The sequence below is a fragment of the Bacillus sp. JJ783 genome (assembly GCF_036963225.1).
GTDB lineage: Bacteria > Bacillota > Bacilli > Bacillales > Bacillaceae_G > Bacillus_A > Bacillus_A cereus_U.
In genome coordinates this window covers 16,683-28,896 of sequence record NZ_JBALMG010000141.1, presented here as the reverse complement: position 1 = coordinate 28,896, position 12,214 = coordinate 16,683, and the positions used below count along the sequence as shown (strand labels likewise).

Sequence of the window (12,214 nt, the reverse complement as noted above, 5' to 3'; positions counted from 1 at the left end):
ATATATGTTATTAATCGCATGAATGACAGGAGAGATTTTTTAAAAGATTTTATGTTTATGAATATGAGTATAGTTATATCAATTTTCACTATCATCCAGTATGTCCGTAATCTCATACAAGAAACTTGTCATCATATTCATTTTGCAAAATACCTCTTGACACAAAAAGGAACTATATAGCATAATATAAAAAATTAAATTGAAAATCGTTGAAGGGAAATAGTACATATGTCTTCTTGCGAAAGAGAGTGGAATTCACCGGCTGAAAGATTCCTCGTATAGAATGTATCGAACCTATCCCTGAGTCTTAAATGAAAGTTTAGGCGTACGCCTGCGTTATAGGCGCCAAGTGGATATCTATGTATATCAATTAAGGTGGTACCGCGGAACAATGACCGTTTCGTCCTTTTTATTTTATTAAGGGCGAAGCGGTCATTTTTATTTTGCCCTTTAATACTATAGATGCAGCATTGATGAGGATAGAAATCGATGCACACTGTATGGATAGAAGTGTAATTTATGAAAAACTTTGATTTTAGACTTGGGGGATAAAAAAGTGAGAAAGCAAAGAATTGTTGTAAAGATTGGGAGTAGTTCCTTGGCAGCGAGTCATGGAGGCATCTGTAAAGAACAGCTTTCAGATCACGTTGCTGCATTGGCACGATTGAAAGAGGAAGGACATGAAGTTTTGTTGATTACATCTGGGGCGGTCGCTGCAGGTTTTTCTGCTCTAGGGTATCCTAGCAGACCTGTGACAATTAAAGGGAAACAGGCTGCTGCCGCTGTCGGACAAAGTTTATTAATGCAGGCATACACGGAGGAATTCCGTAAATATGGTATCGTTACTGCACAACTTTTACTAACGAGAAGTGATTTTTCTAGAAAAGAACAATACAGTAACGCTTACGCTACTTTAGGAGAGCTACTAAACCGTTCTGCTCTTCCTATAATCAATGAAAATGATTCCATTTCTTTAGAAGAGTTGACGTTCGGAGATAATGATATGCTGTCAGCTTTAGTAAGCGGACTTGTTTCGGCAGATATGCTCATGATTTTTACAGATGTGAACGGTTTATATGACCAAAATCCTCAGAAAAATGCGGATGCGAAAAAATATCATTTCCTTCCTGAGGTAACGGAAGAAATTGCTTCTCTTGCAGGAGATGCTGGCTCAAAACTTGGGACTGGCGGTATGAAATCAAAAATCGATGCTGCAAAGACGGCACTATCTCTTGGAGTGAGTGTATTTATCGGAACGGGATGTGGACAGGAGAAGTTTTTAGATGTTATGAAGGGCAAAGGTGATGGAACATATATAGGGAATGCTCCTCAAAAAGTGATTAAGATGAACAAGCAATGGATCGCACTACATTCGCTTGTTAGCGGACAAATTGAAGTAGATGCCGGGGCAGCCACTGCCATCATTCAACATGGAAAGAGTCTTCTTCCTGCTGGTGTTACTAATGTGTCAGGATTTTTCAAAGTCGGGGAAGTTGTGGAGGTAATCACGCAACAAGGACGCGTAATAGGGAAAGGCCAATGCACATATAGTGCACAGGAACTAAAAAATCTAAAAGGTATGCAGAGCCAGGATATTCAAGCAAGAGGGGAAAGGCATAGTTATGAAGTTATCCATAGGGATAATTGGGTTTCATTTTAAGAATAGAGAGGGCAGAGTCCACTGCTCAAATTCTTTAATTCCATAGGCGGGAAACACTTAGTTGGTGGAGATAAACGGGTTTCGAATTTTTACGTATTAACTTTATAAAAGGAGGAAATGAAAATGAATGAAGTGTTAGCAAAGGGACAAAAAGCGAAAAAAATCGCTAGAGAACTTGTGCTTAAATCTACAAATCAAAAAAACGAAGCACTTGCTGCGATTGCTGATCAGCTGATAGTAGAAACAGCTTATATTTTAGAGGAAAACAAACAGGATATCGAAGAAGGTAAGGCAAAAGGATTTTCTGACTCTCTTCTTGATCGTCTTATGCTGAATGAACAGCGTATCATTGATATGACTGAAGGTATTAAGCAACTAATTGATTTACGTGATCCTGTTGGAGAATGTGTAAGTGCATGGGAACGACCAAATGGATTATCTATTCAGGAGATGCGCGTACCACTTGGTGTTGTCGGGATGATTTACGAGGCAAGGCCGAATGTAACAGTGGATGCTGCTACAATTTGCTTAAAAACAGGAAACGCAGTAATACTACGTGGTAGTTCTTCTGCTATTCATTCTAACAAAGCCATCGTTAGCGTGATTCACCGGGCGCTCAAACAAACAAGCTTGCCTTCAGAAAGTGTACAGCTCATAGAAGATACAACGCGCGATAGTGCAAAGCAGTTGTTTACATTGAATGAGTACTTGGATGTTCTTATCCCAAGAGGCGGGAAGCAGTTAATAGATACTGTAGTGAGAGAAGCATCTGTTCCAGTACTTGAAACAGGTGCGGGAAATTGTCATATTTTCATTGATGAAACAGCGGATAAACAAATGGCATTTGATATTATTATAAACGCAAAAACGCAGCGTCCATCTGTATGTAATGCAATTGAAACGATTATACTTCATGAGAATTGGGCGCAGCAATTTGGTAGCGAGCTGTTTTCTTCCTTGAAGGAAAGAGGCGTGGAGCTACGTGGTGATAATAAAGCATTGACAATTGATTCTTCTATTGCATTAGCTTCGGAAGAAGACTGGGAAACGGAATTTTTATCTCTCACGCTGGCAGTTAAAGTGGTTTCCACTGTAGAAGAAGCAATTCATCATATAAATACGTATGGATCCATGCATTCCGAAGCGATTATTACAGAGAACGAGGAAAATGTCAGCAAGTTTTTCACATCTGTTGATGCCGCAGCACTCTACCATAATGCATCGACTCGTTTTACAGATGGATCTGAATTCGGCTTCGGCGCAGAAATTGGCATCAGTACGCAAAAACTACACGTAAGGGGACCAATGGGGCTTCCTGCATTAACTTCCAGAAAATATGTGATTCGTGGGAATGGACAGATTCGGGGATGAAAATTATAAAAGAACACGTGAAATAATAACAAAAGACACCCAATTTAATTTAGGTGTCTTTTGTTATTAAAACGAAGTAAATATTCATTTACCACACAAAAAGCCCCACAAGCATAGCACTTAATAAGGAAACAGCCATTCCGCTAACAAGAAGCTTCCAAACATTCTTACCGATTATGGATGATTTTTCCCCGCCAAATAATGAATTGTAAGTTCCATAAATCATACCTACTGTACTAAAGTTTGCAAAAGAAGCTAGAAATGTAGTTGCAACCGCAATCGTATGCGGTTGTAAAGACTTTAGGTTTGATTTTAAATCCATCATTGCAACAAATTCATTCGTTGTTATTTTTATCCCCATTAATTCAGCTACATACATAGCATCTTTGCCTGTTAAACCGAGTAAAAAAGCAAAGGGACTAAAGATAATAGAGAAGATTTTTTGAATTGTTAAACCTGTTACAAAAAAGCTTAAAATACCATTTAAACATGCTGTTAAAGCTACATATCCAATTACCATAGCTAAAATAACGATAACCATATTCATTCCGACTAACATACTGTTAGAAATAGTAGAAAAGAAATCTTTTTTTTCATTTTTTGAAGGTTTATAAATAACATCGTCTTCTTTAGTAACTTCTACAGGATTTAAAACATTAGCCAAGATTAATGCGTTAATACAGTTTAAAGGAATAGCGCTGAAAATATATGTTGCTGGAACCATTGATAGATAAGCACCAAGAATTGATCCGCTGACACTACTCATACTCATAATTCCAAAAGTCAATAAACGATTTTCTTTTAACACAGATAATTGATCACGAACAACTGCAAGTGCTTCCGTATTTCCTAAAAACATCATTTGAATGGAAAAGAAGCTTTCTAACTTTGGTAAACGAGAAATCTTTGAAATAATTGCACCTACTTTATCAATAATCCAAGTTAAGACTCCAAAATAAGAAAGGATATCAAAAAAAGTGATAACAAAAATGATAGGAAGTAAGGCGCTAAAGAAGAAATCAACTGTTTGATTTTCCATAGCTGAAGGAAATGCAAATCGAATACCTTCATTCGCACATGATAATAGCCAACTGAAAAATGAGGCAATTTTATTAATGATAATACTGCCCAATTTGGTGCCTAACATAAACCACGTAATAAAAAGCTCCAATATTATTAGAATAACGATTGGTCTCCATTTTATTTGTTTTTTATTAGGCGAACATAGAAAAACGATTAATATTACAACAAAAACCCCTAACATATTTAATATGAAATGCATGTCAACAACTCCTTGAGGCTTATTATTTGTATATAAAAAAGCCTCTATTCTTCCAAATTTGGATTATGATCAGAAGTTATGAAGAATGTAAATTATGTTTGGGGTTAATCTATTTCAATTTATGTACTAAAAATTAATGTTTTTTCGCTGTATAAAGGATATGTATTAATAATGTAAAGCAACAAAATAAATCTATTGGTAGAACGAAGGACAACAATTATTGGAAGTATGATAAAATTTTCTAAACTAATAACTGTCTCCATTTTTAAATTGTTTAGGTGAAATACCAGTATGTTTTTTAAAGACCTTTGTAAAATGATTTTGTTCATGGAAATTTAATAGTGTGGAGATTTCTGATATAGAATGTTTTGTATAGGTCATTAAGCTTTTTGACTCATCTATCTTAGCACGCTGAATATATTCGCCTAAGGAAATTCCTACTTCTTTTTTGAAAAGGGAAGATAGATAACTAGGATTTAATGCGACTATTTCTGCTAGATGGGATAGTGATGCCTCTGAAATGATGGACGCTATGCTGAACTATATGCCATTACGAGCATTAGTGAACTTTAGCGCAGGTGCTTTTACAGAAGAAATGTTGAGTGAAATCATTGGGCTATTGAACGATGCACAGATGAATTAATAAGTGTGAATGAATTTTTTATCCCGTATTAATGGGCGGTAAGACTCCTACCTCAAAACTTGGCGAATGCGAGGAAGTGAGGTGGGAGATAATGGCCCAGAAATGCCTGATTAAAGTTTTACTTTATCCATTGAACATTCTTTGTTGAATTTTAATTAAGGTTAATAATTCATTGTAGGATGTTTCTCCGGCGTGCAAGAGGGCAAATGAGAGTTAGAATCTCATTTGCCTTTTTTTGTACTTATTCTGCTAAATATAGACTCATATGCTGGTCTATCATCTTTAATCATTGTTTATAAATATGAACGATGCGATGGCCATGAACCTTGGAGTTTACGAAGTTGTATAATTTGTCCTGTATGATAAGCATCGTGCAAAAGGATATTCAGATATTGTTGCCAAACTGGTAGAGACGGACTTGGTTGATCCAGTTCTGCTTCTTGAAGGGATGTTAATGAAGATTGCAAGGCATCATGTACTTGAAGCGTTCGCTTCACTGTTTGTTGCCACGCTTCATCATCATTAGGTCCACCTTGGACAAACGTGTCATCATTATTTTGTGGAGCAACAAATGTGTCATCTTGATGTAAGCGGGAAAGTAAGCGCTCTTTAAAGATTAGTAAATGGTTTGCATTTTCCCAAATCGTATTACTGGCCTTTCCTTCTGGGTGCCAACATGCTTGGGCAGCAAGATTCTTTAACGCTTCTGATATCGGTGGGTACCATTCTTCTTCGTAAAAAACCTGCTTGACTCCATTTTGTAATATTTCTTTTTTACCCATTCGTATAGCCTCCTTAACTATGAGATAGACCAACAATAAGTGTTAGAGAAAGTAGGTAGAAACGGACCTACTTATCATCTGATTGATGTTTGGAAGTTTCTAAAAGAACAATATGGCGTCGTTGCAGTAATTGTAGAAATAAACTTATGCTTTCTAAATCATTTTTTTAAATGTAATAAATTCTCCTTTCTCTTCAAGAAACCTGCCTCATAGTTGAACAAGAAAATTAACTGCATCTTAAATTTAAAAACTTGTAGCAATATAAAGTTTCAGAAAGTTTTATAATTCTAAAAAGTTAGAAGGTATAATTCGGTGTATATAGAATTCAATACATAGGAAATAAGGAGGGGATAAAATGGAAGTCTTTCACGTAACGAGTAGAAAGAGGGAAACGTACAACGTTCAAATGAAGTATTCGATACTTTTTGAATGCGCACTTGGCATTGCGGCAATTACGCATAAGAGGTTAATCGACACGCTTGAAAAATCTCAAAGCGAATGGGAAGAAATTAGAAAATCTTTACCTCATGAAATGATAGAGCATTTGCAATTTGTCGAGAAGCATAATACGTGGAAAGCATTGCTACAGTTACTGTATGATGGAGATTTTATGGATTTATCTCAGTTTGTTCATAATATCAATTCGTTATCGGAAGTAGATTTTAAATATGTGTGCTTACCGTTTTTAGGAGAAATACATCAAGAAAAAAGACGTTTAGCATCTAGCGGAGAAATTTCAGCGGTACAAGAATTAATGGAGTTAACGCATGAACATCAGTTTTTCTCTACGTATATTGAGTTTATATGTAATGTAGACGTCCAGTTATTAAAGAGGCATTTAATTAATGTTATGACAGGATGGTATGAGGGTGTTATTAAGAAAGAAGAGGAGCAACTGCTCTCTATATTAAAGCGAGATTATGAAGCGAAAAATGAAATGAATAAAAAGATGAAACCTGAAGAGTTTGTAGAGTGGGCAACAGGTGGCGTTACATATATGCCAGAGCCAAGTGTTCATCACGTACTTCTTATCCCGCAAATTACATACAGACCGTGGAACATAGAAGCGGATATTGAAGATACGAAAGTGTTTCATTATCCGGTCGCAAATGAAAGTATACATCCAGAAGATCCATATGAGCCGAGTTATTTTTTAGTTCATAAACATAAGGCGCTCGGGGATGAGGCAAGATTGCGTATTGTAAAACTACTATTTGAACAAGAGCGTACGCTGCAAGAAATAACGGAAAGATTACAACTAGGAAAATCAACAGTACATCATCATTTGAAACTTTTACGTTCAGCAAAGTTAGTTGATATTCAAGACGGAAAATATGTGTTGAGAAAGAAAGCAGTGCAGTCGTTAGCGAAAGAATTAGATGCATTTTTGAATAGATAATATACAACGAGAATGTACATAAAGGGAGGAATTTAATAGAAAAGTTGGTGAGCTATAGTGAAGAGTGTATTGAAAAACCGTTCATTCTTTTTTATGTGGATAGGTAGTGCAATTTCAGAATTAGGCGGCGCTTTCGGGACGCTATGTAATTCAATTCTCGTTTATGAATTAACAGGATCAAAAACAGCATTAAGCAGCATGTGGTTACTATACTTTATCCCGTCGCTCATACTACAACTTATAAGCGGGCCATATATTGATAAATGGAGCCGAAAGTGGATTATGATTTTTTCGCAATGGATGCGGGCCTCTGTTTTCTTACTGCCTTTAGTAATGCTTGTTACTAACAGTGTAGAAGTATGGCACATTTACGTTGTTCAAATTATAATAGGGCTCATTACGCCGCTGTATACACCCGCCAGTCAAGCGATTACACCGAGCATTGTAAGTAAAGAACAGCTTCAAGATGCAAATGCGTATATAGATGGGATGACTCGTCTTATGATGTTTCTTGCGCCAGTATTAGGTGGTATCGTCATTCATTTAATTGGAATGAAGCTTACACTATTTTTTGTGTGTATTTGTCTATTTATAAGTGGAGGATTATTACTTTTCATTAGAGAAAAGAGGATAAAGCAAGAACTTCGAAAAACGTGGCTAGAAGAGTTTCTTCACGGGTTTACATACTTTTTCACAAAACCAGTTATCGTTTGGCTCGGGGTATTTCTTACTTTCGTTCAATTCGGAGTAGGAGTAACGATGGTTACGAATCTTCCTTATATAAAAGACGAACTTTCAGCAGGATATGCTGAGTACGGTTACTTCATGGCAGGTTTCCCGCTTGGCTATGTAGTTGGTTCTATGTTAGTTGGGAAAGTGAAGTATAGAAGCCGTCGCCTACTAATGCTTGGAGGATTATTCGTAGGGGGCCTTACTTACATTTCACTAGGTTTAAATAATAGTATTATTATTGCGATTGTAATCGAAATAATTGCCGGTATATGTATTGCATTTTTCAATGTTCATAACACGACGATATGCCAACAAACAGTCCCTAATAATATGATAGGAAAAGTATTTTCAGTGCGATTATTTTTCATACGATCGGCAATGCCATTAGGTGTGTTTCTTGGGGGAATACTGAGTGAAATGTGGGGAGTGAGAATATTATACTTTATCATAGGTTCGATTATATGTGTTACTTCTTTAATAGGGATATTGCTTCCATATTTTAAATTTTTGGATGAGTCGATTGCGGAGAAGTCTGCATAATTCTAAAAATTTAAAACTTTATAATTGAAAATAATTATCATAATCAATTATAATAGAAGAATACTAGTATTCGTATTATAAAAAGGGAGTGGGATATATGTTTATCGAAACTAAGACATTTACAGTAAAAGAAGGTACATCTAATATAGTTGTAGAGCGTTTTACAGGAGAAGGCATTATTGAAAAATTTGAAGGCTTCATCGACTTAAGTGTTCTCGTGAAAAAAGTGAGACGCGGAGATGAAGAAGTTGTAGTTATGATTCGCTGGGAATCTGAAGAAGCATGGAAAAACTGGGAAACAAGTGAAGAGCATTTAGCTGGACATAGAGCGGGCCGCGGTAAACCAAAACCAGATCATATCATTAACGTTGAACATGGGGTTTATTATGTGAAATCATCGAAATCGGCTTATCAACAGTCGTAATAATACATTTGTTTAATTATAATTTTTCAAATATATAACCATCTATCTGTTTACTGATAGATGGTTATTAACATTGAATAAAGAGAATGATTCGTATGTGATGTAAGAAGAATTAACGGACAGGTTAAAATTAGAAATGTTATAATATAAACTCGATTAGTGAGTAAGATTAGGAGGGACAGTAATGGTTCAATCGATCGTTCATATTGCATTAGTAGTAAAAGACTATGATGAGGCAATAGAGTTTTATACAAGGAAACTAAATTTCACATTAGTTGAAGATATTTATCAGCCAGAAGAAAACAAACGTTGGGTAGTGGTATCCCCTCCAGGTTCAGTCGGTACCACAATATTACTAGCTAGGGCATCTAAACCTGAACAAGATCCTTTTATTGGTAACCAATCAGGCGGTAGAGTTTTTCTTTTCTTAAATACTGACGATTTTTGGAGAGATTATAATGAAATGATTTCAAGAGGAATAGAATTTGTGAGAGCACCGAAAGAGCAATCATATGGAATTGTTGCAGTGTTTAAGGATTTATACGGGAATTTATGGGACCTGCTGCAACTAAAAGATGATCACCCAATTGCACAAAGAATTAAGTAGAATAAGTAGCTTACTACGATTGTCAATCTTTATCGGTAAATCGAGATTCCGTGTCGAATCGTTCATATAATTTCATTTACTGTATTCCAAATGTTGCATTAAAAAAACGTTCTAGACGATAGAAGAAAGTATTAGAATATTAAAAAATGAACACTTGAATACCTTCCCTTAAACATTCAAGTGTTATCAATATGGGTCAATATACTTCTGTATAATCCCTGTTTATAAGGAGATGAGTGAATGAAGCTGAACCATTTGAATCTTTGTGTTGATGATTTATCAGAAGCTAGACATTTCTTTGAAACATTTTTTGATTTTCAATTTTTGGAGCAAAAGGGAAAGGCGCTTGTAGTGATGAGTGATGAGAATGGATTTATACTGGTGTTAAGTGATCCAAAAGCGTTCAAGGGGAAAAAGGACGTTACATATCCTGAAGCTTTTCATATTGGTTTTTTAGTGGAAACTTCAAGTGAAGTTGATCAAGCATATAATCGTTTAGTAGCTGGGGGCATTGAAATAGACAAGGAACCTTATTCAATGAGAGGTAGTAGTTATGGTTTTTATTTTACAATGTTTAATGGATTGTTAATTGAAGTGTCTTGCCTTGACTATAAAGATGGTAAGAAAGTTCCAAAGCTTAATGGTGCTCATCAAGAGTAGTTGTTTGAAGATGTAAATATAGCCCCTATCCAGTTTGGAAAGGGGCTTGATCATTTTATTTGTATGATAAGTGAAAAACAAACTGTTAATAAACTAGAGGGTATTCATCTTAAAGCAAATATTGTATGTTTAAAATAAAGTTGTATAAAAAGGTCTATTTTTTAGGGGAAGTGCTTATGCATAAAAGAACTCTAATTTCTTGTGTGCTGTTGCTAGAAAATTTAGAGAATCAACAGTGTTTCTGATGTGATGAGGTGCGAAACTATTATGAGTAGCACAGTGATATAAATAGGAGGTTCTCACTATGACAACTTCATATAAAGCTATGGCATTCCAGCTGAAAACGGAACGACTCGACCTGAATATGTGGGAGGAATCCGATGCAGTATGGCTGAGAAAATTAATTGGCGAACGTGGTGTGGACATGCCAACCATTGACTCTGTTCGTAGCTATCTTATTGAGATGCGCAAGAAAGCAGCTGAAAATGGTATTTCTCTTCTCGCTATTCGTAGGCGAGACGAAGGCGATTTCATCGGATACTGTGGCTTAATTATCGGTCGTTCCACGCTTGAAGAGCCGGAGATTGCATACGAGTTGTTCCGCAGTGCTCATCGCAAGGGTTATGCGACAGAGGCAGCAACAGCTGTGCTAGAGGCTGCGATTGCTACGGGGCGCCAAAGACTTTGGTCGACTGTAGGCGCTTGGAATGTTGCGTCCTTCCGGGTATTAGAAAAGATAGGATTTAAGCGGCATCACAGTACGTGGGGTGATCGCGGTGAGATTGTTTGGAACGTACGCGATCTGTAGAGGCTTGACTAAATTCGGAACAATGAAAAATGTAAAAGAAAGCCCATATGTTAGGTTACTTAGTAATCTAACATATGGGCTTTTCCTTATAGTAAATATTGATTTTGTATATATTTAAGTGTAAAAGTCTGTTGTTTATTTTAATTTTTTACATCTTCATATAATTGGAGCGCTTCTTTCACATTCAATCTATTCTTCACAATGCCATGAATTGCTTGAATCATCGCAGCTGGATGTTCGGACTGCCATATGTTTCGGCCCATATCTACTCCGATTGCGCCTTCTTGCAGCGCATTGTACGTAATGTTTAATGCGTCTTCGATTGAATCTAGTTTCGGTCCGCCCGCGATTACGACTGGAGCAGGGCATGTGCTCGTAATTTTTTCGAATCCTTCGCAGTAATATGTTTTAATAATGTCAGCTCCCATTTCAACACATACGCGGGAAGCGAGTGCTAGGAAGCGAGCTTCACGTTTTTGTAATTCTTTCGCAACGGCGGTAATACCGAGTACTGGCAGGCCGTAATCGTGAGCTTCAGATACTACATTTGCGAGATTTGAAACAGTTTGTGTTTCATAGTCTGATCCGACAAAGACAGAGACGCCGACGCCAATTGCGTTTTGTTTTACTGCTTCTTTCACAGGTGTAACAATTGTTTCATTCGCTAAATCTTTGCCGACTACAGTTGCCCCGCCTGATACACGCATAACCATCGGCGTGCTGCAGTTTTCAGGTATACAGGAGCTGAGTACACCTCGTGTTAAAAAGAGGGAGTCTGTATATGGAAGCAAGTTTTTAACTGTTTCTAACGGTTGTTCAAGTCCGTGAATCGGTCCTAAAAAGTAGCCGTGATCTATCGCTAACATAACTGCTCTGCCGTCAGGTAAAATTGTATTTAATCGATTTTTAAATCCCCAAGTCATTAGGAATCACTCCTTCGTTAATGTTGGATTTTCAGTTTGTACAGTATCTTTATTTGGTAAATGTGGTGACTTTATAAAAACAGCTTTAAAAGGCTTATCGGAATGGTTAATAAGATAATGAGATTCATGAGGTCGAACTTGCAAGACATCACCTTGTTTGATCGGAACTCTCTCGTTATTCACATAGAAATCTATTTCGCCTTCTAACGCATAGAAGACTTCTTCGCACGTTGTATGATAGTGATTTTGAAACTCTTGCCCAGGCTGAATAACGACTAGGCCAAGATCGATATTTGGACCTTGTATTAAATATTTAGGCCCGTTATCACCGAAGCGATAGGTGAAATCATCCTCATTCACTTTAAGCATAGAAATCACTCCTT

The 12,214-nt window shown here is 36.6% G+C and carries 13 protein-coding genes, 1 pseudogene and 1 other annotated feature; of the genes and pseudogenes, 9 read left to right on the top strand and 5 right to left on the bottom strand.

Annotation, left to right across the window (positions count from 1 at the left end):
• Window positions 1–200 precede the first annotated feature (200 nt).
• Window positions 201–411: a binding site (T-box leader), on the top strand.
• A gap of 145 nt (window positions 412–556) precedes the next feature.
• Window positions 557–1,660: a glutamate 5-kinase gene (gene proB, locus V7038_RS24830; RefSeq protein WP_335695792.1), complete on the top strand. Its 1,104-nt coding sequence runs from the start codon at window positions 557–559 to the stop codon at window positions 1,658–1,660.
• 123 nt (window positions 1,661–1,783) lie between these two features.
• Window positions 1,784–3,031 carry a glutamate-5-semialdehyde dehydrogenase gene (locus tag V7038_RS24825; RefSeq protein ID WP_002110504.1) on the top strand — a complete coding sequence of 416 codons (1,248 nt, stop codon included), beginning with the start codon at window positions 1,784–1,786 and terminating at the stop codon, window positions 3,029–3,031.
• Between the two features lie 88 nt (window positions 3,032–3,119).
• On the opposite strand, the gene V7038_RS24820 is transcribed toward V7038_RS24825, so the two are convergent.
• A complete protein-coding gene (locus V7038_RS24820) occupies window positions 3,120–4,313 on the bottom strand; it encodes a NupC/NupG family nucleoside CNT transporter (RefSeq protein WP_335695791.1) in 1,194 nt (397 codons plus the stop codon).
• Window positions 4,314–4,559: 246 nt separating this feature from the next.
• Window positions 4,560–4,823 (bottom strand): annotated as a pseudogene (locus V7038_RS24815) (helix-turn-helix domain-containing protein); the annotation flags it as partial.
• Window positions 4,824–4,833: 10 nt separating this feature from the next.
• Between V7038_RS24815 and V7038_RS24810 the strand changes: the two are divergent.
• Window positions 4,834–4,956, top strand: coding sequence for a hypothetical protein (locus tag V7038_RS24810; protein ID WP_335695790.1), 123 nt, complete (start codon window positions 4,834–4,836; stop codon window positions 4,954–4,956).
• A gap of 293 nt (window positions 4,957–5,249) precedes the next feature.
• On the opposite strand, the gene V7038_RS24805 is transcribed toward V7038_RS24810, so the two are convergent.
• A complete protein-coding gene (locus V7038_RS24805; protein ID WP_335695789.1) occupies window positions 5,250–5,738 on the bottom strand; it encodes a DinB family protein in 489 nt (162 codons plus the stop codon).
• A 355-nt stretch (window positions 5,739–6,093) separates the two neighbouring features.
• Here V7038_RS24805 and V7038_RS24800 point away from each other — a divergent pair, with 355 nt between their 5' ends.
• The 6 genes from V7038_RS24800 to V7038_RS24775 all read left to right on the top strand — a co-directional run bounded on the left by V7038_RS24800 (window position 6,094) and on the right by V7038_RS24775 (window position 10,908).
• Window positions 6,094–7,137, top strand: coding sequence for an ArsR/SmtB family transcription factor (locus V7038_RS24800; RefSeq protein WP_335695788.1), 1,044 nt, complete (start codon window positions 6,094–6,096; stop codon window positions 7,135–7,137).
• Between the two features lie 57 nt (window positions 7,138–7,194).
• Window positions 7,195–8,409, top strand: coding sequence for an MFS transporter (locus V7038_RS24795; protein WP_002110498.1), 1,215 nt, complete (start codon window positions 7,195–7,197; stop codon window positions 8,407–8,409).
• 97 nt (window positions 8,410–8,506) lie between these two features.
• A complete protein-coding gene (gene hmoA, locus V7038_RS24790; protein WP_002013488.1) occupies window positions 8,507–8,833 on the top strand; it encodes a heme-degrading monooxygenase HmoA in 327 nt (108 codons plus the stop codon).
• 184 nt (window positions 8,834–9,017) lie between these two features.
• Window positions 9,018–9,440 (top strand): VOC family protein, encoded by a 423-nt coding sequence (locus tag V7038_RS24785; protein ID WP_070128525.1) that lies wholly within the window; start codon window positions 9,018–9,020, stop codon window positions 9,438–9,440.
• Window positions 9,441–9,680: 240 nt separating this feature from the next.
• Window positions 9,681–10,100, top strand: a complete 420-nt coding sequence (locus V7038_RS24780) for a VOC family protein (RefSeq protein WP_002110496.1) — start codon at window positions 9,681–9,683, stop codon at window positions 10,098–10,100.
• A gap of 304 nt (window positions 10,101–10,404) precedes the next feature.
• Window positions 10,405–10,908, top strand: coding sequence for a GNAT family N-acetyltransferase (locus tag V7038_RS24775; protein ID WP_070128524.1), 504 nt, complete (start codon window positions 10,405–10,407; stop codon window positions 10,906–10,908).
• A 140-nt stretch (window positions 10,909–11,048) separates the two neighbouring features.
• Here V7038_RS24775 and lsrF read toward each other — a convergent pair whose 3' ends face one another.
• The gene (gene lsrF / locus V7038_RS24770) at window positions 11,049–11,831 is read right to left on the bottom strand and encodes a 3-hydroxy-5-phosphonooxypentane-2,4-dione thiolase (protein ID WP_000219781.1); all 783 of its coding nucleotides are present in this window, start codon (window positions 11,829–11,831) and stop codon (window positions 11,049–11,051) included.
• A 6-nt stretch (window positions 11,832–11,837) separates the two neighbouring features.
• Window positions 11,838–12,200 carry a cupin domain-containing protein gene (locus V7038_RS24765; protein ID WP_000921867.1) on the bottom strand — a complete coding sequence of 121 codons (363 nt, stop codon included), beginning with the start codon at window positions 12,198–12,200 and terminating at the stop codon, window positions 11,838–11,840.
• Between the last annotated feature and the right edge of the window lie 14 nt (window positions 12,201–12,214).